The organism is Nonomuraea sp. NPDC052129, from assembly GCF_040680095.1.
Lineage (GTDB): Bacteria > Actinomycetota > Actinomycetes > Streptosporangiales > Streptosporangiaceae > Nonomuraea.
The window spans coordinates 443034-466811 of record NZ_JBFAVX010000003.1 but is presented as its reverse complement, the minus strand read 5'-3'; the positions used below and the strand labels follow the sequence as shown (position 1 = coordinate 466811).

The window sequence follows — 23778 nt, the reverse complement described above, 5'->3', positions numbered from 1 at the left end:
GGCGAGTCCTCGTGGCCCTACTTGCCGTCCGGAACGGCGGGCTGTTCGTTCGTCCAGCCCACCTTGTACGTCTCCACCTTGGTCTTGGCCGGGAACGGCTTCCCATCGACCGTGGTGTCTGTGTACTCGGCCAGCAGCGTCATGGTCTTGGTGTCCACAAGGAGCTGCTGCTTGAGCACGGTGCCCTTGGTGGTGAGCGTCGGCAGGGCGAACTTCTGCCCGGAGCGGTTCAGCGAATCCTGGGCCCGCCCGAGGTCGGTGACGCCCTTGGTGGTCTTGAACGCCTGCAAGGCGGCGCTCCTGACCTTTTGCGGGATCGGGTTCTCCCAGAGCATCCGGCTCAGGTCGATGGCCACGTAACGGTCGAGTTGGGATTCCCAATCGCCGATCTTGGAGTTCGGGGAGGTGGTCTTCGCCTCGTCCGCGGCCCCCTTGATCCAGGTCTTCACGCCGGCGACGACATACTTCTTGAGGGCGACCGGATCCGACGGCAGATCCTGGAGCTGCTGGTAGGTCACCCATTTCTCGCCCAGGCGGAAGCCCTTGGGGGCACCTTTCGTCGGCCCCACGTGGCCCTCACCGGGCTCCGTGGACAGGGAGATCTTCATGCCTTCCGTGCGGTAGGTCCACGAGGCCGGGGAGCCGTCGGCGCGCCAGGCCGCCTCGTCCTTCTCGGTCTTGGGCCGGGCGCCGAGCGTCCGGAAGCCGAACCAGCTCTTGCCCTCGGGCGACTGCCAGGTGGTGGACGCCTGCCGCTCCGCCAGCCAGTAGCCGCTGCCGACCGGACGCGGATGGGTCCTGCTCAGGATCGTTTCGACCCGCCAGTACTTGCCCTCGGGCGGAGTCGCCTGCGCGGGTACGGCGAGGGCTCCGGTGAAGGCCAAACCGGCGACGGCGGCGATCAGCGATCTCACTTGTGCTCCTTCAGTGGGTTGACATCTGTCCAGACGCTCTCCTGGATCGCGGTGAACTCCAGGAGACGGCCGTCGTCCGCGGCGCGCGTCTCGATCGAGAGGGGCTTCCCGGTGGCCGGATCGATCACCAGCCGGGTACGGGTGCCCCCCGCGTACGCGGTAGAGGGAAGCTCCGCGGACTGGTATTCGAGGGCCTGCCCGGTACGCCCAAGCGTGTCCGTCACCTGCCCGACGGCCGAGACCCCGGGCAGCGACGCGAGCAGCCGGTAGGCGGCGGCCCGGGTCTCGCTCGTCACCGGCGCGTACACGAGCAGGCTCACGGCGTTGTCGACGAGCGCCCGGCCGTCCACGTCGGAGAAGAGCGCGCGCAGCCCCTCTGGAGTCGTCGGCACCTCGTTCATCCTGGTCAGCGGCTTACCGGCCAGGACGATGCGGAAGTCCCAGTCCTCGCTGGAAAAGGTCCACGGCTTGCCCCGCGCCGCCCGGACGATGCCCTCGGCCCGGTCGTCGGTGATCAGACCGGGAGTCTTGCCCTGTCCGTAGGTCCAGGTCGTCGGCGCGCCGGCGGCCCGCCAGGCGGCCTCGCCCTCGGGGTTCGCGGGCACGGCGCCGAGGTAGGTCTCGCGGTACCAGGTAAGGGCCTCCGGATCCGCCGGGATCCAGGATTCCATCGACTTGCTCTGCCGCAGCAGGTAGTGGTGGCCCGGGTCGTAGAACTCGCGGCCGTCGATCAACTTGCTGCCCCACCAGGAGCCCGCGTCGGGCGTCGCGGCCACCGAAGTCGCGGCGGCCAGCAGGATCTGGTTGGCGCTCATCGGGGCGACCGCACTGTGCGTGGCGGGCGTCCCGCCCGGCGACACGGAGGTGGTGGCCAGCAAGGCGACGGCCGCCGCCCCGGCCAGGCCGAGCCCCAGCGTGCTCCATCTGGCGGCCCTGCGGCGCCGCCGTACCCCCTCGTGCGCGAACGCGCCGGCCAGCCGTTCGCGCCCGGCCCGCCGGACCTCCGGCGACAGCGGCGGCGCGGGCAGCAGTTCGCGCACCGCCCGGTAATCATCCATCAGAGCCTCCAAGCAAGGGATTGACGCCGCCCAGGGCGGCACGAAGCTTCCTGCGCACCCGTGACAGACGGGACCCGACGGTCCCGTACGGGATGCCCAGCGCCTCGGCGACCTCCCCATGGCTCAGCTCGCCCAGGGCGCTCAGCAGCAGCACGTCCCGGTCCCCGTCCGAGAGCGCCTGCAGCTCCGCCGTGAGCCGCGCCTGCTCGTTCGCGGCGTCGACGCGGCTGACCACGCGTTCCTCGTGACCGTGGTCCGTGCCCGCGGGCGCGGCCGCGCTGCGGCGCAGCGCCGCCAGTTTCCTGGTCTCGGTACGGCGATGGATCGCGATCAGGTTAGAAGCGATGCCGTACAACCAGGGACGCACCTCCCCGCGTTCGCGATCGAACGTCGTGCGCTTCCTGAACGCGGTGAGAAACACCTCGGCGGCGAGGTCGTCGGCGGCCTCCTGACCGAGCCGCCTGCCCAGGTACGCGTGGATCTCCCCGATATAGCGGTCGTAGAGCTCCCCGAACCGCTCGGGTTTTCGGTACGACGCCTCCACCAGGTCCGCGTCGCTGATCGCCCCCGAAGGATCAACGAGCCGGAGCCGAGCCGTCATGTTGGCAGTCACACCTGTACTCAACCGATGGGGCGATCTGCTTTCACGGCCGTCAGCCGTCGATGGCCACCAGGTGCGGTTCGCCCGCGACCAGCTCGACCTCCTCCCGGTGCCCGGAGGCGCGGTGGATCAGGGTGATCCGCTGGTCCACCGGCGAGCGCAGCACCGCCCGCACGCTCCCCTCCCCCCAGGTCAGCTCCTCAACGACGACCCGCCCCCGGCAGGAGACGCCACGGATCGTCCCCTTCGGCAGCAGCTCGGGTACGGCGGGCAGCAGCTCCACAACCCCCGGCCGGGAGTCCACCAGCAGCTCGATGACCAGCCCGTGCAGGGTGTGCGCGGCGTCGGCGTTGTAGATCTCCCGGCCCGGATTGTGGGACGTCATGAGCGATCGGAACAGCATGTCCGTGCCCAGGATCTTCATCAGGTTGGCCTGGGCCAGCCCCGCGTCCTTCAGCCGGGCCGCCGCCAGTGCCCGGTGCAGGCTGCCGTGGGCCGACAGGTTCTCGTCGCCACGCAGCTCCAGGGCGCGGTGCGCGGCCGCGGCCAGCTCCGGCTCGTCGTCGGGGTTGATCTCGTGCAGCGGCCACACCGGATACAGGTGGCTGACGTGCCGGTGATCCTCGTGCGGGGCCGCGTCCCACGCCCACTCCGTGAGCGCGCCCCGCTCGTCGATCCGGTACGGCGGCAGACGCTCGGCCAGCGGTGATCCGGCCAGGCCCAGGGCGTGCCGGGCCGCCGCGATGTCCATGGTCGCGTTGACGCTCGCGTACGAGGAGCCCTCGGGACCCACCTCGGGCGAGAACGACGGCACGATCACGAAGTCGGACCCGGCCAGGAACCCCTCCCAGAACGCCGCCGCCTCCGCCAGCCAGCCGGGCAGCTCGTCGGGCAGATCACCGGTGACCTGGTGGTGCTCGTGGAGCGGGTACAGCAGCCAGTCGGCCCCGGCCAGCCACATCGTCCACGGCCAGTCCTCGTCGAGGTGGAACAGGTAGCCGCTCTCCCCGTCGGTACGGCTCGGCGCGAGGATGCCGTCCACGCCGTAGATCTCGCGGGCGTTGACCCGCCAGTGGTCGATCTGGTCGCGGATCAGGGCGGCGTACCCGGTCATGAGCTCGGGCATCGCGCCGATGTTCACCCCGGCCATCTGCAGGTTGAGGTTGGCGTCGGTGGTGAAGTCGCCCGACCAGGCCGCTCCCCACGCGCCGAGCCAGAGACCGGTGAGCCGGGGCGGCAGCACGCCCGAGGAGCTGAGCAGCAGGTAGCGGCCCGAGTGGAACAACCGCTCGACCAATGCGGGACCAGGCTCCGCGATCAGCTCGCCCACCTGAGGGTCCCCGGCCACACCCAGATCGAGGGTGAGCCGCTCATAGATGGGCCGATGGATGACGACATGCCGCGCCAGCAACTCGTCGTACCGGTGCCCGGCCAAGGCGGTGAGAGCGGCCTCCAGCCGGTCGGTGCCCCAGCCGGGCTCCTCGTACCGGTCCAGCTTCGTCAGCAGCAGCGTCTCGCCCCGCGTCACCACCGCGTCGCCGGACACTGAGACGTCGGCGGCCAGGACGAGCGTCAGCCCCTCGAACCCGGCGGCGCCCAGCCCGGCCGGATAGGCGCCGCGAGCACTCAGGAAGACGTGCCCGCCCTTCTCGTAAGCAGTGGTCCGGTAGACGACGTCGTCGGGCTTGCCGGGCAGGTCGCCCGTCAGACGCAGCCTCAGCTCACCGGTCAGCCGCTGGACCACGACGGAGTCGGCGCGGGAGACGAACGCGTGGTGTGCGCGCCCGCCCGACGTGCCTACAACCTCCCCGGTCGCGAAGCCCGAGGTGACCACGATCTCCCCGGTCGCGAAGTCGGTGACGCGCCGATAGGGCCCGGCAGACGTGCCCTCGACGACCAGCTCGTACCCCGGATGGAACGCCTGCGTCCAGGCCAGGCCCCGCCCGTCGGCCGCCACCCGCTGTGCCTCGGCGGCCCGCCCGGACAGGATCAGCTCACGGATCTCCCCCAGCCGGTCGGCGATCGCGGGCGGGCGCAGGTCGCGGGTGCCGTTGGGCAGGACGAAGCGGTGATGGTCGAACACCACGCGCTGGGCGTGCGGCTCGCCGTAGACCATGATCCCGTACTCGCCGTTGCCGGAAAGGAACGCGTCCTCCCAGGTCAGCGCGGGCTCGGTGTCATGAATGCGGTGCGCGGGCATCGGACCTCCGGCCAGGGGAAGCGCTTTCCCAGCCACCCTATTAAATACTACATATGCTTGACGCAGCGAAATAAAGATGTCGAAATAGGGACGTGTCCGAGACAGCGCCCGAGGTGTCCTTCGACACCCACCCCGACCGCTACCGCCACCTCCGCGTCGAGTACGACGGCGAGATCGCCCGCATCGTCCTCCAGGTGGATGAGCACGGCGGCCTGGTCCCCGGCTACGAGCTCAAGCTCAACTCCTACGACCTGGGCGTGGACATCGAGCTGTACGACGCGGTCCAGCGCCTGCGCTTCGAGCACCCCGAGGTCCGCGCCGTGATCATCACCGGCGGCCTGGAGAAGGTGTTCTGCGCGGGCGCCAACATCAGGATGCTGGCCGGGTCATCGCACTCCTGGAAGGTGAACTTCTGCAAGTTCACCAACGAGACCCGCAACGGCATCGAGGACGCGACCGCGAACTCCGGCCAGACCTACCTCGCGGCGATCAACGGCACGGCGGCCGGCGGCGGCTTCGAGCTGGCGCTGGCCTGCGACCGGATCATCCTGCTGGACGACGGCTCCACGGCCGTGTCGCTGCCGGAGGTGCCGCTGCTCGCCGTACTGCCCGGCACCGGGGGCCTGACCCGGCTGGTCGACAAGCGCGGCGTACGCAAGGACCTGGCGGACGTGTTCGCCACGCGCAGCGAGGGTGTGCGCGGCTCGCGCGCGGTGGAGTGGGGCCTGGTCGACGAGGCGGTGCCGCGCAGCAGGTTCGAGGAGACGGTACGGCTGCGCGCCGCCGAGGCCGCCGCCCGCTCCACCCGCCCGCGCGAGGCCAAGGGGATCGCGCTGACCCCGCTGGAGCGCGAGGTGAGCGCCGACGCGATCCGCTACCCGAACGTCACCGCGGCCCTCAACCGGGCGAACGGGCTGGTCACCATCACGGTGTACGGCCCTCGACAGGACATCGAGTCCTGGCCACTGGCGCTCACCCGGGAGCTGGACGACCTGATCCTGCGGCTGCGCACCAACGAGCCGGAGCTCGGCACCTGGGTGATCAAGACCGAGGGCGACGCCCGCCGCGTACTCGAAGCCTGGCAGGGCGACGGCTGGCCGGCCGACGAGATCCGGCACTACTTCAAGCGCACGCTCAAACGCCTGGACGTGACGAGCCGCAGCCTGATCGCGCTGATCGAGCCGGGCAGCTGCTTCGCCGGGCCGCTGCTTGAGGTGGCGCTGGCCTGCGACCGCCAGTACATGTTCGACGAAGAGGGCACGGCGATCACCCTCACCGAGGCGAACTTCGGCGCGTTCCCCATGGGCAACGGCCTGTCCCGGCTGGCCGCCCGCTTCCTCGGCGACCCCGGCCACCTCGCCAAGCTGCGGCAGGAGACCGGCCGCGAGATCGACGCCGCCGAGGCGGAGGAGCAGGGCCTGGTCACCTTCGCACTCGACGACATCGACTGGGCGGACGAGGTACGCATCGCGTTGGAGGAGCGGGCGGCCCTGAGCCCGGACGCGTTGACCGCGATGGAGGCCAACCACCGCTTCGCCGGCCCCGAGACGCTGGAGACAAAGATCTTCGCCCGGCTCACCGCCTGGCAGAACTGGGTGTTCAACCGGCCCAACGCCGCAGGGCCCGAGGGCGCGCTGCGCCGCTACGGCACCGGGCAGCGGCCCGCCTTCGACCGGAAGCGAGTGTGAGATGTCCATCGACTACGGCGAGCGCATCCCGAACAACGTCAACCTGGCCGAGGACCGGCGGCTGCAACGGGCGCTGGAGTCGTGGCAGCCCGGCTTCCTGCGCTGGTGGGGCGAGATGGGACCGGCGCTGCCGACCCAGGACGTCTACCTGCGCACGGCGGTGGCGGTGGGCCGGGAGGGCTGGGCGCACTTCGGTCACGTGGCGCTGCCCGAATACCGGTGGGGCATCTTCCTGGCCGAGCGCGACCCCGACCGGCGCATCGCCTTCGGCCAGCACCGCGGACAGCCGGTCTGGCAGCAGGTGCCCGGCGAGTTCCGCGCCGAGCTGCAGCGGCTCATCGTGGTGCAGGGCGACACCGAACCGGCAAGCGTGGAGCAGCAGCGCCGCCTCGGGCTGACCGCGCCCAGCCTGTACGACCTGCGCAACCTGTTCCAGGTCAACGTCGAGGAGGGCCGGCACCTGTGGGCCATGGTCTACCTGTTGCACGCCTACTTCGGCCGCAGCGGTCGTGACGAGGCCGACGCGCTGCTGCTGCGCAACTCGGGCAGCGAGGACTCGCCGCGCATCCTGGGCGCTTTCAACGAGGAGACGCCGGACTGGCTGTCGTTCTTCATGTTCACCTATTTCACCGACCGCGACGGCAAGTACCAGCTGGGCACGCTGAAGGAGAGCGCCTTCGATCCGCTCAGCCGTACATGTGAGTTCATGTTGAAGGAGGAGGCCCACCACATGTTCGTCGGCACCACCGGCGTGGACCGGGTGGTGGAGCGCACCGCGACGCTGATGCGCGAGCACGACACCGACGACATCCAGAAATATGGCGGCATCCCGCTTGATGTCATCCAGAAGTACATCAACTTCCACTACAGCGTCAGCCTGGACCTGTTCGGCGGCGAGACCTCCACGAACGTGGCCAACTACTACACGGCCGGACTCAAGGGCCGCTGGCAGGAGGAACGCCGCAAGGACGACCACCTGCTCACCGAGGCGGCCACCACCGTCCAGCAGGTCGTGGACGGCCGCCTGGCCGACGTGCACCTGCCCGCGCTGACCGCGCTCAACGCCGACCTGCGCGGGGAGTACATCGCCGACTGCGCCACCGGCCTGACCCGGTGGAACCGCATCCTGGACGGCGTCGCCACCCTGTACCTGCCGCATGTCGGCTTCAACCGCCAGGTCGGCGCGTTCGCCGGTCACCACCTCACCCCGGACGGCCGCCTCGTCGACCGGGCGACCTGGGAGCGCGACCGGGACCGCTGGCTGCCCACTCCCGCCGACAAGGCGTACGTCCACAGTCTGATGCGGCCGGTCTACGAACCCGGCAAGATCGCCGCCTGGCTGGCCCCGCCGCGCAACGGCATCAACGGCCGGCCGCTCGACTACGAGTACGTCCACCTCTGATAGGTCATGGGTGTCTCGGGCTCGGCCCTTGGACGGCGACCGCGGGGGGACGGCCGCCGTACAACTCGCTGACCGTCACAAAGTGGAAGCCGCGCTTGGACAGCCTCTTCAGCACCTGGGGGATCGCCGCCACGGTGGTCGGCCTGATGTCATGAAAAAGAATGATTGATCCGGGTCGCGCTGGGCCGACCGCGGCACGGGTCACGTGGCCGCTGTTGCGGTACAACCAGTCCAGGGTGTCCACGCTCCACAGCACCAGCGGGTGCGGCGACTGCCTGCGTACGACGCGGTCGAAGGCACCGTACGGCGGGCGGACCAGCGTGGGCGTCACCCCGGTCGCCTTCCGGATCGCCTGGTCGGTCCTGGCCAGGTCCGCTCGCACCCCACGGGCGGACAGCCTGGTCAGGTCGCGGTGCGACCAACTGTGGTTGCCGATCTCGTGCCCGGCCCGCAGGGCGCCGCGCACCACGCCGGGGCGGGCGACCACGTTCTGCCCGACGACGAAGAACGTGGCCCGCGCCCGGTACCTGGCCAGGTATTGGAGCAACCTGGGGGTGTACGGACTCGGGCCGTCGTCGAAGGTGAGCGCAACGCACTTGACCCGGCGGCAGTCGACCGAGCCGTCCGCCGTATATCCGGGCAGCGCCATGCGACCGGCCGGACGCATGACCTGGGCCTGCGCCCGCCGGCCGAAGTCCGACAGCAGCGGCTCCATCTCGGCGCGCGGCAACACGGCCTGCACCTGGCCGACGGCCCCCGCCGCCACCTCCCCTTCGTCGAAGGTCACGACCAGATCGCCGTCCTTGGTGAAGCCCAGGTCGTCGAGCGTCTGGGCGCTCCGGTCGGCGAGCCGCGCCTTCTCGGTCAGCGCCTTCTCGGTCAGCGCCTTCTCGGTCAGTGCCTTCTCGGTCAGTGCCTTCTCCGTCAGCGCCTCGAAGCCGCTCATGGACGCCGCGTCGATGAGCGACATGGCGGGCACCACCTGGCCCTTGACCCCGTCGTACCAGAGCGACGTCGTCGACTTGCCGTCGCCCGCGCCCCCGAGTTGGTAGACGGTGAACCGGACCCCGATCACGTCGCCAGAGGCCGCCACGAAGCCGAACCCGACGTTCAGCTCGGGCGCCTTCCCGGCTTGCTCGCCGCACCCGCTCTCCCGCGCCCACTTCAGGAACGTGGCCCGCCGCGCCTCGACCAGCCGGCGCAGCGCGTCCGTCAGCGGCTGCGCGCCCGGCACCTGCGGGTACGTGGTCGACCAGGCACAGGATCCCTCGTTGCCGTTGTCGCGAACCACCCGCAGCCCGCGCATCCACGTCGGCGCGACCGTCGCGACCGGGTCCTCCGACCCTTTGACGGAGGCCTGCCACACCTCGGACGCCTGTCCGATCCCCCCGCACGATGTCGATGTCAACGTGACCACCGCCAGTGCGGCCACCAGACGCCTCATGATCACGACCCCCCGCCGTTTCCGCCCCTGACCCGTTCGACTCCTGGTTCCAGCTATTGGTTCGCCAAACAGGCCGTCCTGGATGGTCTACTTCGACGGTAACTCGGCCGGTCAGCTACGTTTGCGCAGCATGAGTGACAATCGCATCCCGCCCCCCTTCATCGCCGACGAGCGCGCCATGCTCACCAACTGGCTCGACTGGCATCGCGAGACCCTGGCCGTCAAGTGCGAGGGTCTGTCGGAGGAACAGCTGCGGCAGCGTTCCGCCGCGCCGTCGACCTTGTCGCTGCTCGGCTTGGTCCGCCACATGGCCCACGTGGAGCGGGCCTGGTACCGGGGAGTACTGAACGGCGAGGACGTCCCGAAGCTGTGGGGCAAGGATGCCCGCCAGGACGCCGACTTCGACGACGTCGACACCGCCTCGGCCGACGAGGCGTTCAAGACCTGGCAGAGCGAGATCGAGCACGCCCGCGAAGTGTCGGCCGGGGTGCCGCTCGACGCCATAGGCAAGCAGCAGCGCCACGGAGAGGACTGCTCCCACCGGTGGATCCTCGTCCACATGATCGAGGAGTACGCCCGCCACAACGGCCACGCCGACCTCCTGCGCGAGCAGATCGACGGCGTGACGGGCGAATAGCGTCCCCCCGCTGACGTCCCCCGCCCGGCACGCGGCGCTCAGCTAGGCCGCCGAGCACGCGGCGCTCGATCAGGCCACTGAGCACGCGGCGCTCAGCCAGGCCGCTGAGAGGGCAGAGGTGGGTTATATACCTACTATCTAGGTAGGATATAGTGGTTTTAGTTCCAGCGACCACCGTGAAGGATGTCCCATGCGTTCCGCCGCGCTCACCATGCTCACCGCCTCGGGGCTGGCCGTCTCGGGGCTCCTCGCCGCCTGCGGCAGCGGCGGTCCCGCCGTCCAGGCGCAGGCCGCCGGAGGGGCACCCGTCTACGGGGGCACGCTGACCTACCTGGAGCATCAGCCACCCACCTGCCTCTACCTGCCCGCCGCCGGGTTCTATCCGAACGGCGGCGTGCTGAACCAGCTCACCGACAAGCTGACCTGGCAGGACCCGAAGACACTGCGCATCGAGCCGTGGATCGCCACCAAGTGGGAGGTGAACAAGGACGCCACCGAGTACACCTTCCACCTGCGCGACGGCGTGACGTTCAGCGACGGCAGCCCGCTCGACGCCTCGGCCGTGGCCGCCAACTTCGACGTGTACGGCCTGGGCGACACCGACCTCAAGCTGCCCCCGGCCGAGTTCGTCAACAACTACGAACGTAGTGAGGTCATCGACAACAGAACCGTGCGCTTCCATTTCAAGAAGCCGTCACCCGGTTTTCTGCAGGGGACCTCGGTCATCGGCGCGGGCCTGGTGTCGAAGAAGACGATCTCGCTGCCGTACGAACAGCAGTGCCAGCTCAAGAACGTCATCGGGTCCGGCCCGTTCACCGTGGCGAAACAGGTCGTGGACAAGGAGATCGACCTGACCGCCCGCAAGGACTACAACTGGGCGCCGGCGTCGTCGAAGCACCAGGGCCGCGCGTACCTCGACACGATCAAGATCATCGTGACGCCCGAGGACAACGTGCGGGTGGGCGCGCTCACTTCGGGCCAGGCCGACTACGTCCGCTACGTCCAGGCTTATGACGAAAAAACCGTCAAGGATGCGAATTTCAAGATTTATGCGGAGCCGACCAGAGGCGTGAACAACGGCCTCTACCTGCGGCCCGGCAACAGCATCCTCAGCGACCTCGACGTACGCAAGGCGCTCCAGGCCGGAACCAACGCCAAGGAGGTGGTCGACACCCTGTTCACCCCGAGCTACCCGGTCGCCACCTCGGTCCTCAGCCACCTCGCCCACGGGTACGTCGACCTGTCCAAGGAGCTCGCCTACGACCCGGCCAAGGCCAACGCCCTGCTCGACAAGGCCGGCTGGGCGCGCGGCGCCGACGGCATCCGCGCCAAGAACGGCAAGCCGCTCCAGCTCGGCGTCTTCGTCTCGGGCCCGCAACCGCTGTCCAAGCAGACCCTCGAACTCATCGCCCAGCAGTGGACCAAGATCGGCGTGAAGCTGGAGATCCGGCCCGCAGACGCCGGCACCCAGGCCGTCGACATCAAGAACGCGGAGAAGACCGCCATCGCCCACTCGATGGTCGGCCGCGCCGACGAGGACGTGATCAAGAGCCACTTCCACAGCCAGAACCGCGACGTCATCCTGTCCAAGGACACCAAGCTCGACAAGCTCCTGGAGGAGGAGTCGGCCCTGGCGGACAAGGCCGCCCGCGACGCCAAGGTCGGCGAGATCCAGCGCTACGTGGTGGACCAGGGCTACGCGATCCCGCTGTTCGAGGAGCCGCAGGTCTACGGCGCCGCCCCGTACGTCCAGGGCGTCGCCTTCGAGGCGGTGGCCAGGCCCACGTTCTACTCGGTCTGGCTGTCGAAGCGGTGACCCGATACGTCCTGCTGCGCGTCGGGCAGGCGGCGCTGGTGCTGTGGGCCGCCTTCACGGCGGGCTACGTGCTCCTCCAGCTCCTGCCCGGCGACTCGATCCTGATCAAGTTCCAGAACCCGGAGCTCGGGCTGTCGCCCCAGCAGATCGCCGAGATCCGCGCCTACTACGGCGGCGGCGACCCGCCGATCATCGGCTACCTCCACACGCTGCTCGGCTTCCTGCGCGGCGGCTTCGGCTACTCGATCGACACCGGCACGCCGGTGGTCGAGCGGCTGGCCGAGGCGCTGCCGGAGACGGCCAAGCTGGCCACGGCGGGGTTCGCGCTGGCCATGCTGATCGCTGTGGTGCTCGCCTTCGCCGCCGGTTACAGCCGGACGTCCTGGCTGCGCGGGGCGCTGCTGGCGGTGCCGTCGCTGTTCGTCTCGGTGCCCGCCTTCTGGCTGGGGATCCTGCTGATCCAGGTGTTCTCCTTCCGGCTCGGGCTGGTGCCGGTGATTGGCGGCAGCCAGACGCAGCAGCTCATCCTGCCGGTGCTGACGCTGGCCGTGCCGATCTCGGCGCCGATCGCGCAGGTGCTGGCGCGCGGCATCGACCAGGTCTACACGCAGCCGTTCGTACCCGTCGTGGCCGCCAAGGGCGCGTCGCGCTGGTGGATCCTGTGGCGACACGTGGCCCGAAACGCGGTGCTGCCCGCACTGACCGTCGCCGGGATGACGTTCGGCGAGCTCATCGCGGGGTCGGTCGTCACCGAGACGGTCTTCGGGCGCAACGGCATCGGGCGGCTGACCGAGCAGGCGGTCAACGCGCAGGACACACCGGTGATGCTGGCCGTCGTGGTGCTCGCGAGCGCCGTGTTCGTCCTGGTCAACCTGGGCGTGGACCTGCTGTTCCCGGTCCTCGACCCCCGGCTGAAGGCGGCGGCGTGAAGATCCTGTCCCTTGCCGTGCTCTGGGAGGCGGCGGCGTGAAGATCCTGTCTCTTGTCGTGCTCTGGGAGGCGGCGGCGTGAAGGCCCTGTCCTGGTTGACGATCGCCCTTGTCGTGCTCTGGGCCGTCGTGCCCGCCCTGTTCACCGGGTACGACCCGCTGGCCGGGGTACCGGCCGAGAAGCTGCGCCCGCCGAGCCCCGAGCACCTGTTCGGCACCGACGCCGTAGGCCGCGACCTGTTCGCCCGCGTAGTGCACGGCTCCGTGCACTCCCTGTCGGGCGCGTTCGTCGCCGTCGCCGTGGGCCTGCTCGCGGGCACGCTGCTCGGTCTGCTGGCCGGGTCGACCGGCGGGCTGCTCGACGACGCCGTCATGCGGGTGGCCGATGTCCTGCTGTCCGTGCCCGGCCTGCTCCTGGCGCTGACAGTGATCATTCTGCTCGGTCCCGGCACGGTCAACGTGGCGATCGCGGTGGGCATCGGGTCGGTCGCCGCGTTCGCCCGCCTGTCGCGCTCGGAGGTCGTACGGGTTCGCCGGTCCGACTACGTGGAGGCCGCGTTCGGCAGCGGCGGCCGGTTCCCTGCCGTGCTCTGGCGGCACGTCCTGCCCAACTCGCTCGGCCCGGTCATCGCGCTGGCCGCCCTGCAGTTCGGGGTGGCGATCCTGGCCATCTCGACGCTCGGCTTCCTCGGCTACGGCGCCGAGCCGCCGACGCCCGAGTGGGGACTGCTCATCTCGGAGGGCCGCAACTACCTGGCCACCTCGTGGTGGCTGACGACGCTGCCCGGCGTGGTGGTCGTGGCCGTGGTGCTGGCCGCGAGCCGGATCAGCCGCTCGATCGGAAGGAACACGACATGAGCCGGTCGATCGAAGGGCCCAAGCAATGAGCCTCCTGGACGTACGCGACCTCGCGGTCTCCTACGACGCCCGACCGGCGGTCCAGGGGATCTCCTTCACGGTCGAGCCCGGGGAGGTGGTCGCGGTGGTCGGCGAGTCCGGCTCCGGCAAGACGACCACCGCCCACTCGATCATCGGCCTGCTGCCCCCGAACGCCACCCTCGACGGCGGCCGGATCCTGCTCGGCGACTCCGACCTGGCCACCTGGTCCACCCGTCGGATGGAATCGATCAGGGGCGCCCAGATCGGCCTGATCCCGCAGGACCCGTCCAACTCCCTGAACCCGGTCAAGACCGTCGGCGCCCAGATCGGCGAGGTCCTGCGCATCCACAAACGCGGCGACCGTCGTACGATCTCCCGCCGCGTCGTGGATCTGCTCACCCGCGTCGGCCTGCCGGACCCGGAGACGCGCGCCCGCCAATACCCGCACGAGCTGTCCGGCGGGATGCGTCAGCGGGTTCTCATCGCCATCGCCATCGCCCTGGAACCACGGCTCGTCATCGCCGACGAACCGACGAGCGCGCTGGACGTCACTGTGCAGCGGCGCATCCTGGACCTCATCGACGACCTGCGCGCCGAGTTCGGTACGGCGGTGCTGCTGGTCACCCACGACCTGGGCATCGCCGCGAACCGCTCGGACCGCCTGATCGTCATGAAGGACGGCCGGATCGAGGAGCAGGGCCCGTCGGGCCAGGTCCTGTCGGATCCGCGGGCCGCCTATACCGGGCAGCTGCTGCGCGACGCGCCGGCGCTGTCGGTACGCGAGTTCCGGGCGGTAGAGGAGACCACGGAAGAGGAGCCCGCGATCGTGGTCCGCGACCTGGTCAAGGAGTTCCGCGTCGGGAGACGCCCGTTCCGCGCCGTGGACGGGGTGTCCTTCGAGGTACGCCCCGGCACCACGCACGCCCTCGTCGGCGAGTCCGGATCGGGCAAGACGACCACGGCCCGCATGGTCGTACGCTTCGCCGAACCCACCTCCGGCACCGTCACGATCGCCGGAGCGGGGGCGGTCGCCGGAAAGGGGACAGGGCGTGACTTCCGGCGCCACGTGCAGCTCGTCTACCAGAATCCCTACGGCTCGCTCGACCCCCGGCAGTCCATCGGCGCGATCGTGGAGGAGCCGCTGCGCAACTTCCGGCTCGGAGACCGTGCCGCCCGCCGCGCCAGGGTGCGTGATCTGATGGAACGTGTGGCGCTCCCCGAGAGCCTGCTCGACCGCAGGCCACGCGAGCTGTCCGGCGGCCAGCGGCAGCGCGTGGCCATCGCCCGCGCGCTGGCCGTCGATCCGGGGGTCGTGGTGCTCGACGAGGCGGTCTCCGCGCTCGACGTGACCGTACAGGCTCAGATCCTGGACCTGCTCGAAGAGCTCCAGCGTGATCTGGGGCTGACTTATCTGTTCATCTCGCACGACCTCGCGGTGGTGCGCCAGATCTCACACACCGTTTCCGTCATGAACAAGGGACGCATAGTGGAATTCGGAACCACACAACGGGTCTTCACCGACCCACGGCACGACTACACCCGCGAACTCCTGGCCGCGATCCCGGAGCCGGTGCGATGAGGCTGGGATTCTTCAGCCGGCTGCTCGACGAGGTGCCCGCCGACGAGCGCTACCGGCTGGCCGCCGAGCAGATCGGGCACGCGGAGTCCTTCGGGTTCGACACGGCGTGGGTGGCGCAGCACCACTTCGACGGCGCTGAGGGCGGGCTGCCCGCGCCGCTGGTCTTCCTCGCCCATGTCGCGGCGCGTACCAGCCGGATCAGGCTCGGCACCGGCATCATCACGCTGCCGCTCGAACATCCGGTACGCGTGGCCGAGGACACCGCCGTACTCGACCTGCTGACCGGCGGCCGGCTCGAAGTGGGCGTCGGCAGCGGCGGCACGCCGTCGTCGTTCACCGCGTTCGGGAAGGAGAGCGCGCGGCGCGCGGCCGTCTACGCCGAGCATCTCGCGGTGCTCGTCGACGCCTGGTCGGGCCGCGACCTCGGCGGCGGCAACCGGCTCTATCCCGCGGCGCCGCGCCTGCTCGACGCCGTCTGGGAGGCGACCTTCTCGGTGAGCGGCGGCGCCAGGGCGGGCCGGGCGGGCAACGGGCTGATGCTGTCGCGTACCCAGCCACGCCCCGAGGAGCATCCCGAGGCGACGCTGGCGGAGATCCAGCGGCCCATCGTGGACGCCTACTACGAGAACCTGCCCACGGGCACCGCGCCCCGGATCGTGGCCTCGCGGACCGCGTTCGTGGCCGACAGCCGGGCCGAGGCGCTGCGTTACGCCGAACGCGGGCTGAGCCGCGCCCGGCTGCCCTTCGAGACCTCCCGCGACCGCATCACCGCCTTCGACGTGCACGTGGGCACCCCGCAGGACGTCATTGACAGCCTCAAGGCCGATCCCACGCTCGACCGGGTCACCGACCTGGTCCTGCAGGTGCACTCGGTCGACCCGCCGCATCCGCTGATCCTCCGCTCCATCGAGCTCCTGGCGACCGAGGTCGCCCCGGCGTTCGGTTGGGCCCCGAACACCACGGAATTGAGCACCACATGATCGACGTGATCGACCACCTGGTGGGGATCGAGCCGGACTCCCCGCTCGATCGCCTGCGCGACCGGCGGCCGGACGCCCGCGAGCACGCCCAGCGCGGCTTCGACGCGCTGCTCACCCCTGACGTGCCCGGCGCGGTCTCGCTGGTCGAGCGGGACGCGGTGGCGGCCTTCGTGACCGGCCTGCACAGCGATCCCCGCACCGCCCGCTTCTACGCCGACCGGCTCGCCGAGCTGGCTCCCGAGCTGCTCGGCGCGGTCCGGCTGGAGATCGAGGCCGGGAGTACGACCGGCCCCTACGGCACCTACCCCGCCGACGGACCGCTCGCCGCCGAGAGCGACGAGGGGCTGCGCTACCGGACCCGGCAGCCCGAAGCGCTCGGGTCGCGGCTCGCCGCCGCCTTCGAGCACGCGCACCTGCTGGTGTTCCGCCCGCGCGAGGCCGACCCCAAGGACCTGCGGGCGCTCGCGGACGCGGGCTGGAGCGACACGGCCATCGTGACGCTTTCGCAGCTCGTGGCCTTCCTCAGCTTTCAGATCCGGGTGGTCGCGGGCCTGCGGCTGCTCGGCGCCGCCCAGAAGGAGACCACCGCATGACCGGCTTCACCACCGACCAGCTGGGCTTCACCACCGACCAGTTGGGCTGGAAACCGTGGCTGGCGCCGCTGGCCGAACACGAGCTGACCGAAGCCCACCGGGAGGCCCTGGTCGACGGGTCCCGCGCCGCCTCGCCGTACTTCAGGCTGCTCGCCCGCGACCCGGAGATCCTGCACGCGCGGACCAAGACCGACAACGACATCTTCTACAACACCAAGGGCGGCCTGCCGCGCCCGGAGCGCGAGCTGGCCGCCACCGCCACCTCGCGCCGCAACGGGTGCGTCTTCTGCGCCTCCGTGCACGCGCGGTTCGCGGCCCACTACTCCAAACGGCCCGACGACGTGGGACGGCTGCTCGACGAGGGCGTGGCGGCACCGCAGGACGGGCGGTGGCGGGCCGTCATCGACGCCTCGGTGGCGCTGGCGGCCACGCCGTCCGAGTTCGGCGCCGAGCACATCGAGGCGCTGCGCGCGGCCGGGCTGGATGATCTGGCGATCAGCGACACGATTCACGCGGCGGCCTTCTTCAACTGGGCGAACCGGCTCATGCTCTCGCTAGGAGAGCCCACCGACGACCGGAAGGCATACTAGTGACCGATCCGAGAGCCCATCGCCGACCGGAGGCAGTCCAGTGACCGATCCTGGCCTCGACCACCTCGTCTACGCCGTGCCCGACCTTCTAGGCGGCGTCGCCGACTTCGCCGAGCGCACCGGGGTCACCCCGGCGGTCGGGGGCCGCCACCCCGGCGGCACCGCCAACTACCTGGTCGGCTTCGGCGAGACCTCCTACCTGGAGATCGTCGGCCCCGATCCGGAAGCGGACCCCGGACCCCGGCGCTCCTTCTTCGACCTGGAGACCGTCACCGAACCGCGGCTCATCACCTGGGCCGTGCGCTCCGCGGACCTCGACAAGTCCGTACGGGAGGCCCGCGAGCAGGGCTACGACCCCGGCGACATCGAGCCGCTGTCCCGGCGCACCCCCGACGGCACCCTGCTGGAGTGGCGGCTCACCAGGCGAGACGATTCCGAGCCGGTCCGGCCGGTGCCGTTCCTCATCGACTGGGGCGACACCACCCGTCCCGCAGGGCTGCCCCGGCTGGGGCTGTCCGCCTTCGGCGCGGTCCACCCGGAGCCCGCCGCGCTCCGCCGCGACCTGGCCGCGCTGGGCGTCGAGCTGGACGTCACAGAGGGCCCGGAGATCTTGTTGCGGGCCGTGCTCGACACCCCGCTCGGCCCCGTGACCCTGGCCTAGCCGCGCATTCCGTTGGCTTGATCGCGGGCTAGCCGCAAGAATGGCGCGATGGCTGACACTACGGAGACCGACTGGGTCTCCAGGTTCGCGGATGAGGTGATCTCCGAGGCGGAGCGTCGTGCCCCGGGGAAACCGATCGTCTGCGCCTCGGGATTGAGCCCGTCCGGGCCGATCCACCTGGGCAACCTGCGGGAGGTCACGACTCCGCACCTGGTCGCCGACGAGATCCGCCGCCGCGGCCTCGACTGCGTGCACCTGCTGTCGTGGGACGACTACGACCGCTTCCGCAGGGTGCCCGCGGGCATCGACCCATCCTGGGCCGACCACATCGGCAAGCCCCTGACCTCGGTGCCCGCCCCGCCGGGCAGCCCGTACGCGAGCTGGGCCGAGCACTTCAAGGCGCCGATGATCGAGGCGCTGGCCGACCTCGGCATCACCTACACCGGCATCAGCCAGACCGAGCAATACTCCGCCGGCACCTACCGCGAGCAGATCCTGCTCGCCATGCGCGAGCGGGAACGGATCAACGCGGTCCTGGCCCGCTACCGAACCAAGGAGTCGGCCCGCACCGAGGCGGTGGATTACTACCCTTACAGACCCTATTGCGAGCTGTGCCAGCGGGATCTCACGACGGTCACCGCCTATGACGACGACAGCACCGAGCTGGCGTACGTGTGCGAGTGCGGGTTCGGGGAGACCGTGCGCCTGGCCGAGCACGACCGCGGCAAGCTGGTGTGGAAGGTCGACTGGCCGATGCGGTGGGCGTACGAGGGCGTGGTGTTCGAGCCCTCGGGCGTCGACCATCACTCCCCCGGCTCGGCCTGGGTGGTCGGCGGGCAGATCGTCGGCGAGGTGTTCGGCGGCGAGCGGCCGATCGGCCCGATGTACGCCTTCGTCGGCATCACCGGCATGGCCAAGATGAGCAGCTCCAAGGGTGACGTGCCGACTCCGGCCGACGCGCTGGAGATCATGGAGGCGCCGGTGCTGCGCTGGCTGTACGCGCGGCGCAAGCCCTCCCAGTCCTTCAAGATCGCTTTCGACCAGGAGATCCAGCGGCTCTACGACGAGTGGGACAGCCTGGGCCGCAAGGTCGCCACCGAAACCGCCCAACCCGCGGAGCTGGCCGCCTACGAGCGGGCCGTACGCACGGCCGAGGGCCCGCTGGCCGCCACGCCGCGGCCTGTGCCGTACCGGACGCTGGCCTCCATCGTCGACATCACCACGGGCGACGACGACCAGACGCTGCGGATCCTGCGCGACCTCGACGGCGAGCTCGCCTCGCTCGACGAGGCCCGGCCCCGGCTCGACCGCGCGCAGCGCTGGGTCGACACCCAGGTGCCCGCCGACCAGCGCACCCGCGTGCGCGAATCGCCCGACGCCGAGTTGCTCGCCGCGCTCGACGAGGACGAGCGCGACTCGCTCCGGCTGCTGGTCGACGGACTCGACGAGCACTGGTCGCTCGACGGGCTGACCACGCTGGTCTACGGCGTGCCGAAGGTACGAGCCGGGCTGGCGCCCGACGCCAAGGCCACGCCCGAGCTGAAGACGGCGCAGCGAGCCTTCTTCGCCCTGCTGTACCGGCTCCTGGTCGACCGCGACACCGGCCCGCGCCTCCCCACCCTCCTCCTGGCCGTCGGCGCCGACCAGGTCCGGAAGCTGGTCGGCGCATGAGAAGTGGCCAGGCCCGGGAGTCGACCGTCTGACGGTCGCCTGTCGTGCGGTTACTTGCGGCCGGTGCGGGGTGGGCTGGGGCGTTCGGGTGGGAGGACCTCGACCGAGGTCTTGCGGATGTGGTCGTAGACGAGCGACGTACGCACGTCGGCGATGTTGCGGTGCCGTGAGACGTGGTCGAGCACGAAGTCACGCAGGTGGCCCGTGTCGCGCACCGCCACCTGGATGATGAAGTCGTCGCCGCCCGACACCACGAAGATCGCCAGCGTCTCCGGCAGCGTGGCCACATAGTCGCGGAACCCCTCGACCGCCTCGCGGATCTTGGGGTGCAGCCGTACGTGGATGAGCGCCTGCACTGGGCGCCCGATGGCGGCCAGGTTGATCTCGGCGTGGAAGCCTTCGATCACCCCGTTGCCGCGCAGGGACCGCACCCGTTCGAGGCAGGTCGAGGGCGCGATGCCGATCCGCTCGGCGAGCTCACGGTTGGTCTGGCGGCCGTCGCGCTGCAACTCGACGACGATGGCCGTATCAAGTTCGTCCACACCCGCATCCTGCCACGAATCTCCGAACTTTCTTCGGAATCCGCCACCACGAGTTGTTGATTCAGCAGAGAAAAGTGCAATCTCCCCTCATAAGTTCGGAGAAGGAGAGAAGGATGACCGCGCTCGCAGACTGGATCGACAGCCTTGACCACCGTAGCGACCTGCCCACCCGGGAGCTCCCGGTGAAGTGGGTGATGGTGGTGGACCGCGACCTGCCCCGCGGCCTCCAGGCGAACGCCGCCGCCTGCCTCGCCGCCTCCGTGGGCCGTACGGTGCCCGCGATCCTCGGCTCGGGCGGCACCGACGCCGGCGGCCACGCGCATGCCGGGCTGCCGTGGATCGGCTGCACGGTGCTGGCCGCGCCCGCCGCGATCGTCAGCCGGGTGCGGGCCGAGGCCGCCGCCGAGCCCGACCTGGTCGTCACCGACATGGCGGCCATCGCCCAGCGAACGAACGTCTACGACGACTACTTGGCCGAACTCGCCCGCACCGAGGACCCGCCCTACTACGCGGTCAGCCTGCTCGGCCCGCGCGCGGTGGTGGAGCGCCACACCGGACGACTTCCTTTGCTCCGCTAAATATCCGGGTGCCTCAGTTACGCGAAAACCCGGGACTATATAAGCGGACATATGCATATATCCGCGATCGATGCAAGAAGCTGTCAAGCGGCTTGCATGCGGGCCAGCGCACCTTCGGGGCATGAACAAGCCCTTCGCCGTGAGCGTCACTGTAGTCGTTCCTGCGATGAACGAGGCCGGCAATCTCCCTCACGTCTTCGCGACGCTGCCCACCTGGATCGACGAGGTGGTCCTCGTCGACGGCAACTCGACCGACAACACGGTAGCCGTGGCCCGGCGGCTCCGGCCCGACCTGCGCGTGGTGGCGCAGTCGGGACGCGGCAAGGGCAACGCCCTCATTGAGGGATTCGCGGCGGCACGTGGCGACATCATCGTCATGATCGACGCCGATGGGTCGACCGACGGTGGAGAGATTTTCTCCTTCGTCAGCACCCTGGTTCAAGGCGCCGATTTCGCCAAGGGCTCCAGGTACGCCCCAGGCGGTGGCTCCGACGACATCAGCCCGCTGCGCTCGCTCGGCAACAAGGTCCTCACGGGCCTGACGAACCTGCTGTACGGCACCCACTACACCGACCTGTGCTACGGCTACAACGCGTTCTGGGCCCGCCACCTGGACGCGATGGCACTGGACTGCGACGGCTTCGAGATCGAGACGCTGATGAACGTCCGAGCCGCCCAGGCCGGACTCCGCATCAGCGAGGTGCCCAGCCACGAGCACTCCCGCATCCACGGCGAGAGCAACCTGCACGCCGTACGCGACGGCTGGCGCGTACTCAAGACGATCCTCCGGGAGCGCACCAGGGGAGCGATGACTCCGCAGGCCCAGGTGGCGCTCGCCGAGTGAACGGTGACATTCTCGGACGATGCGCTACATAGTCATCGGAGCAGGAGCAGTTGGCGGCACTATCGGGGCACGGTTGTTCCAGGGCGGGCACGATGTCGTGCTGATCGCGCGCGGCGCCCACTATGAGGCGCTGAAGAGCGGCGGGCTGCGCCTGATCACGCCCGACTCCACCGAGACCCTGGACGTGCCCGCCGCCGACGGCCCTGTGCCGACGCGCGACGACGACGTGCTGATCGTGGCGACCAAGTCGCAGGACACGATCAGCGCGCTCGACCCGTGGCCCAGGCACCTGCCGGTGGTGTGCGCCCAGAACGGCGTCGACAACGAGCGGACCGTCCTGCGGAGGTTCGAGAAGGTTTACGGCATGTGCGTGTGGCTGCCCGCCTCGCACCTGGAGCCCGGAACGGTCGCGGCCTTCGGCCACCCGTACTCTGGCATGCTGCATGTCGGACGTTATCCACAGGGTGTGGATGAAATCTCCCGGCAGCTCGTCACCGACCTCAACAAGAGCGGCATGTACGGGCTCGACGCGCCCGACGTCATGCGCTGGAAGTACGCCAAGCTGCTCGGCAACCTGAACAACGCCGTCGACGCGGTCTGCCGGAGCGGTTCCGGCGGCGAGGCGCTGACCGAGCAGGCCAGGGCCGAGGGCATGGCCGTGCTGGAGGAGGCGGGCATCCCCTACGCCACGCCGAGCGAGCAGGCGGAGGTCCGCGGCAACAAGGTGGACGTGCGGCCGATCGAGGGCATCGAACGCGGCGGCGGATCCTCCTGGCAGAGCCTGGCCAGGTCCAGCGGCTCGATCGAGGCCGACTACCTCAACGGCGAGATCGTGCTGCTCGGCCGCGAGTACGGGATCCCGACCCCGGCCAACGAGGTGCTCCAGCGCGAGGCCAACCGCCACGCGCGCGAGAAGCTGCCGCCCGGCTCGATGTCGGCCGCCGAACTGGCCGCGCTCATCGACGAGCGTTCCGCAGCCGTATCCCGCTGAAGCCCAGCGTGCTGGCCGTCACCTCGTTCCAGAACGGCCAGAGGTTGTCCAGCACGCGCAGCTGGATCCCGGCCTCCTCGTGCAGGTCCAGGAGATCCGGCACCGGCTCCGCGGGGCCGAGCGGCTTCACCGGCACCTCGGCCACGAGCGCGTGTCCGTCGTCGCCGATGGCGCGGAAAGGGCCGGCGGGCAGCCGGTAGGCGTAAAGGCCGACGTCCATGAGCGCCTTGAGCCAGCCGTACTCGATGGCGTGCACCCGGTCGCCGCTGCCCGCGCCGATGATCCGGTCGGCGTCGGCCGCGGTGGTGCCGGCCGTTTTCCAGGCCATCGCCCGCGGGCAGGCCCGCGGGAACCAGTAGTCGGGACAGCGCTCGTAGCCGACCGCCCAGACGTACGGCTCGCGCAGGGCGGAGGTCGGCGCCACGTGCGGCACGAAAAGCTCGATCGTCGGATCCTCGGAGAAGTGCAGCACTTGGCCGGGCTCAGGTCTCATGATCTCCATGATGACCGGGAACCCCGGCCAGATCGGCGATTGCGCGGCATAGTCCGCCCGAGCCGGGGCAGTAGGGACTCGCTCTGACGACAGGGAGTGAGCTGAAATGATCTTGCTGGGTCTACTCCTGGTCCTGCTCGCCGGTGGCGCCATCGCCTTGGTGGCCGCCGAGGAGACCTCCAGGTACATTCTGTTCGGCTACACGTTCGAATTCAATTCGTTCGGCATGTTCATCGCCGGTGCCGTGACCACGGCCGTGCTGCTGCTGGGCATCGCGATGATCAGCTCCGGTTCCCGCCGGTCGGCCAAGCGGCGCCGCCAGAAGCGCGTGGCGCGCGCCGAGGCCTCCAGCCGGGTGGCCCGGCTCGAAGAGGAGAAGCGCGAGCTGGAGCGGAAGCTGCAGCACGAGCACGCCGCCACGCGCGAGCCTGAGCACGCGCGCGAGCCGGACATGCGCGAGACGCAGAACCTGCGTGTGCCCGAGCAGGTGCGCGCGCCTGAGCACGCACGCCGGCCCGAGCACGCACGCCAGCCCGAGCCTGTGCACGAGTCCGAGGCGACCGACCGGCTCGTGGCCGGTGGCGCCGAGAACACCAGGCGGCAGTAGCCCTAAGCGCGGCAGGCGCGGGGGCGTCAGGGCCCTCGCGCCGAGCCGTCGCCAGAAATCCCGGTAAAAGGGGGTGTACTC

Annotated in this window: 23 protein-coding genes; 16 read left to right on the top strand and 7 right to left on the bottom strand. The window is 70.1% G+C overall.

Annotated features, from left to right (window positions below; genetic code table 11):
- Window positions 1–17: 17 nt before the first annotated feature.
- From AB0L53_RS10260 to AB0L53_RS10245, 4 genes are read right to left on the bottom strand one after another with little or no spacing between them, the layout of a single operon-like run.
- Window positions 18–914, bottom strand: coding sequence for a hypothetical protein (locus AB0L53_RS10260; RefSeq protein WP_363992646.1), 897 nt, complete (start codon window positions 912–914; stop codon window positions 18–20).
- Complete coding sequence (locus AB0L53_RS10255) at window positions 911–1972, bottom strand: CU044_5270 family protein (RefSeq protein WP_363992645.1); 1062 nt, start codon at window positions 1970–1972, stop codon at window positions 911–913. The genes AB0L53_RS10260 and AB0L53_RS10255 overlap by 4 nt, the downstream gene beginning before the upstream one ends.
- On the bottom strand, window positions 1965–2573 hold the full coding sequence (locus AB0L53_RS10250) for an RNA polymerase sigma factor (protein WP_357957438.1): 609 nt from the start codon (window positions 2571–2573) through the stop codon (window positions 1965–1967). The genes AB0L53_RS10255 and AB0L53_RS10250 overlap by 8 nt, the downstream gene beginning before the upstream one ends.
- A gap of 52 nt (window positions 2574–2625) precedes the next feature.
- Window positions 2626–4773: a glycoside hydrolase N-terminal domain-containing protein gene (locus AB0L53_RS10245; RefSeq protein WP_363992644.1), complete on the bottom strand. Its 2148-nt coding sequence runs from the start codon at window positions 4771–4773 to the stop codon at window positions 2626–2628.
- A gap of 92 nt (window positions 4774–4865) precedes the next feature.
- Here AB0L53_RS10245 and boxC point away from each other — a divergent pair, with 92 nt between their 5' ends.
- Window positions 4866–6461 (top strand): 2,3-epoxybenzoyl-CoA dihydrolase, encoded by a 1596-nt coding sequence (gene boxC / locus AB0L53_RS10240; protein ID WP_363992643.1) that lies wholly within the window; start codon window positions 4866–4868, stop codon window positions 6459–6461.
- Between the two features lies 1 nt (window position 6462).
- Window positions 6463–7863, top strand: a complete 1401-nt coding sequence (gene boxB / locus AB0L53_RS10235; RefSeq protein ID WP_363992642.1) for a benzoyl-CoA 2,3-epoxidase subunit BoxB — start codon at window positions 6463–6465, stop codon at window positions 7861–7863.
- A 4-nt stretch (window positions 7864–7867) separates the two neighbouring features.
- Here boxB and AB0L53_RS10230 read toward each other — a convergent pair whose 3' ends face one another.
- Window positions 7868–9307, bottom strand: coding sequence for a polysaccharide deacetylase family protein (locus AB0L53_RS10230; RefSeq protein WP_363992641.1), 1440 nt, complete (start codon window positions 9305–9307; stop codon window positions 7868–7870).
- 130 nt (window positions 9308–9437) lie between these two features.
- Here AB0L53_RS10230 and AB0L53_RS10225 point away from each other — a divergent pair, with 130 nt between their 5' ends.
- The 10 genes from AB0L53_RS10225 (at window position 9438) to lysS (ending at window position 19642) form a co-directional block, all read left to right on the top strand.
- Window positions 9438–9944: a DinB family protein gene (locus AB0L53_RS10225; RefSeq protein WP_363992640.1), complete on the top strand. Its 507-nt coding sequence runs from the start codon at window positions 9438–9440 to the stop codon at window positions 9942–9944.
- 190 nt (window positions 9945–10134) lie between these two features.
- Window positions 10135–11760 carry a TIGR04028 family ABC transporter substrate-binding protein gene (locus tag AB0L53_RS10220; protein ID WP_363992639.1) on the top strand — a complete coding sequence of 542 codons (1626 nt, stop codon included), beginning with the start codon at window positions 10135–10137 and terminating at the stop codon, window positions 11758–11760.
- Window positions 11757–12689, top strand: a complete 933-nt coding sequence (locus AB0L53_RS10215; protein ID WP_363992638.1) for an ABC transporter permease — start codon at window positions 11757–11759, stop codon at window positions 12687–12689. Before AB0L53_RS10220 ends, AB0L53_RS10215 begins: the two co-directional genes overlap by 4 nt.
- Before the next feature lie 78 nt (window positions 12690–12767).
- Entirely contained in the window at window positions 12768–13547 is a 780-nt protein-coding gene (locus AB0L53_RS10210; RefSeq protein ID WP_363992637.1) for an ABC transporter permease, read from the top strand.
- Between the two features lie 25 nt (window positions 13548–13572).
- Window positions 13573–15147, top strand: a complete 1575-nt coding sequence (locus AB0L53_RS10205) for an ABC transporter ATP-binding protein (protein WP_363992636.1) — start codon at window positions 13573–13575, stop codon at window positions 15145–15147.
- Window positions 15144–16127, top strand: coding sequence for a putative FMN-dependent luciferase-like monooxygenase (locus tag AB0L53_RS10200; protein ID WP_363992635.1), 984 nt, complete (start codon window positions 15144–15146; stop codon window positions 16125–16127). The genes AB0L53_RS10205 and AB0L53_RS10200 overlap by 4 nt, the downstream gene beginning before the upstream one ends.
- Window positions 16124–16720, top strand: a complete 597-nt coding sequence (locus AB0L53_RS10195) for a CMD domain protein (protein WP_358437739.1) — start codon at window positions 16124–16126, stop codon at window positions 16718–16720. The genes AB0L53_RS10200 and AB0L53_RS10195 overlap by 4 nt, the downstream gene beginning before the upstream one ends.
- The gene (locus tag AB0L53_RS10190) at window positions 16717–17310 is read left to right on the top strand and encodes an alkylhydroperoxidase domain protein (RefSeq protein ID WP_363992634.1); all 594 of its coding nucleotides are present in this window, start codon (window positions 16717–16719) and stop codon (window positions 17308–17310) included. The genes AB0L53_RS10195 and AB0L53_RS10190 overlap by 4 nt, the downstream gene beginning before the upstream one ends.
- A 40-nt stretch (window positions 17311–17350) precedes the next feature.
- Window positions 17351–17971, top strand: coding sequence for a VOC family protein (locus AB0L53_RS10185; protein ID WP_363992633.1), 621 nt, complete (start codon window positions 17351–17353; stop codon window positions 17969–17971).
- Window positions 17972–18019: 48 nt separating this feature from the next.
- Window positions 18020–19642 (top strand): lysine--tRNA ligase, encoded by a 1623-nt coding sequence (gene lysS, locus AB0L53_RS10180; RefSeq protein WP_363992631.1) that lies wholly within the window; start codon window positions 18020–18022, stop codon window positions 19640–19642.
- 50 nt (window positions 19643–19692) lie between these two features.
- Here the strand turns inward: lysS and AB0L53_RS10175 are convergent, their stop codons facing one another.
- A complete protein-coding gene (locus tag AB0L53_RS10175) occupies window positions 19693–20184 on the bottom strand; it encodes an Lrp/AsnC family transcriptional regulator (RefSeq protein WP_363992629.1) in 492 nt (163 codons plus the stop codon).
- Window positions 20185–20297: 113 nt separating this feature from the next.
- Between AB0L53_RS10175 and AB0L53_RS10170 the strand changes: the two genes are divergently transcribed.
- From AB0L53_RS10170 to AB0L53_RS10160, 3 genes are all read left to right on the top strand, one after another.
- A complete protein-coding gene (locus AB0L53_RS10170; RefSeq protein WP_363992627.1) occupies window positions 20298–20762 on the top strand; it encodes a DUF2000 domain-containing protein in 465 nt (154 codons plus the stop codon).
- Between the two features lie 121 nt (window positions 20763–20883).
- On the top strand, window positions 20884–21606 hold the full coding sequence (locus AB0L53_RS10165; RefSeq protein WP_363992625.1) for a glycosyltransferase family 2 protein: 723 nt from the start codon (window positions 20884–20886) through the stop codon (window positions 21604–21606).
- A gap of 19 nt (window positions 21607–21625) precedes the next feature.
- Window positions 21626–22597 carry a 2-dehydropantoate 2-reductase N-terminal domain-containing protein gene (locus AB0L53_RS10160; protein WP_363992623.1) on the top strand — a complete coding sequence of 324 codons (972 nt, stop codon included), beginning with the start codon at window positions 21626–21628 and terminating at the stop codon, window positions 22595–22597.
- On the opposite strand, the gene AB0L53_RS10155 is transcribed toward AB0L53_RS10160, so the two are convergent.
- Window positions 22563–23090 carry a DUF6886 family protein gene (locus AB0L53_RS10155; protein WP_363992621.1) on the bottom strand — a complete coding sequence of 176 codons (528 nt, stop codon included), beginning with the start codon at window positions 23088–23090 and terminating at the stop codon, window positions 22563–22565. The genes AB0L53_RS10160 and AB0L53_RS10155 overlap by 35 nt on opposite strands.
- 106 nt (window positions 23091–23196) lie before the next feature.
- Here AB0L53_RS10155 and AB0L53_RS10150 point away from each other — a divergent pair, with 106 nt between their 5' ends.
- A complete protein-coding gene (locus AB0L53_RS10150) occupies window positions 23197–23697 on the top strand; it encodes a hypothetical protein (protein WP_363992619.1) in 501 nt (166 codons plus the stop codon).
- Window positions 23698–23778 lie beyond the last annotated feature (81 nt).

Excerpts from the sequence above, each read along its gene's own strand:
- AB0L53_RS10165 (WP_363992625.1), top strand. The coding sequence starts at position 20,884 with ATGAACAAGCCCTTCGCCGTGAGCGTCACTGTAGTCGTTCCTGCGATG.
- lysS (WP_363992631.1), top strand. The coding sequence starts at position 18,020 with ATGGCTGACACTACGGAGACCGACTGGGTCTCCAGGTTCGCGGATGAG.
- AB0L53_RS10250 (WP_357957438.1), bottom strand. The coding sequence starts at position 2,573 with ATGACGGCTCGGCTCCGGCTCGTTGATCCTTCGGGGGCGATCAGCGAC.
- AB0L53_RS10225 (WP_363992640.1), top strand. The coding sequence starts at position 9,438 with ATGAGTGACAATCGCATCCCGCCCCCCTTCATCGCCGACGAGCGCGCC.
- boxB (WP_363992642.1), top strand. The coding sequence starts at position 6,463 with ATGTCCATCGACTACGGCGAGCGCATCCCGAACAACGTCAACCTGGCC.
- AB0L53_RS10170 (WP_363992627.1), top strand. The coding sequence starts at position 20,298 with ATGACCGCGCTCGCAGACTGGATCGACAGCCTTGACCACCGTAGCGAC.
- AB0L53_RS10220 (WP_363992639.1), top strand. The coding sequence starts at position 10,135 with ATGCGTTCCGCCGCGCTCACCATGCTCACCGCCTCGGGGCTGGCCGTC.
- AB0L53_RS10200 (WP_363992635.1), top strand. The coding sequence starts at position 15,144 with ATGAGGCTGGGATTCTTCAGCCGGCTGCTCGACGAGGTGCCCGCCGAC.
- AB0L53_RS10155 (WP_363992621.1), bottom strand. The coding sequence starts at position 23,090 with ATGAGACCTGAGCCCGGCCAAGTGCTGCACTTCTCCGAGGATCCGACG.
- AB0L53_RS10205 (WP_363992636.1), top strand. The coding sequence starts at position 13,573 with ATGAGCCTCCTGGACGTACGCGACCTCGCGGTCTCCTACGACGCCCGA.
- AB0L53_RS10160 (WP_363992623.1), top strand. The coding sequence starts at position 21,626 with ATGCGCTACATAGTCATCGGAGCAGGAGCAGTTGGCGGCACTATCGGG.
- AB0L53_RS10245 (WP_363992644.1), bottom strand. The coding sequence starts at position 4,773 with ATGCCCGCGCACCGCATTCATGACACCGAGCCCGCGCTGACCTGGGAG.
- AB0L53_RS10255 (WP_363992645.1), bottom strand. The coding sequence starts at position 1,972 with ATGGATGATTACCGGGCGGTGCGCGAACTGCTGCCCGCGCCGCCGCTG.
- AB0L53_RS10190 (WP_363992634.1), top strand. The coding sequence starts at position 16,717 with ATGACCGGCTTCACCACCGACCAGCTGGGCTTCACCACCGACCAGTTG.
- AB0L53_RS10195 (WP_358437739.1), top strand. The coding sequence starts at position 16,124 with ATGATCGACGTGATCGACCACCTGGTGGGGATCGAGCCGGACTCCCCG.
- AB0L53_RS10150 (WP_363992619.1), top strand. The coding sequence starts at position 23,197 with ATGATCTTGCTGGGTCTACTCCTGGTCCTGCTCGCCGGTGGCGCCATC.
- AB0L53_RS10230 (WP_363992641.1), bottom strand. The coding sequence starts at position 9,307 with ATGAGGCGTCTGGTGGCCGCACTGGCGGTGGTCACGTTGACATCGACA.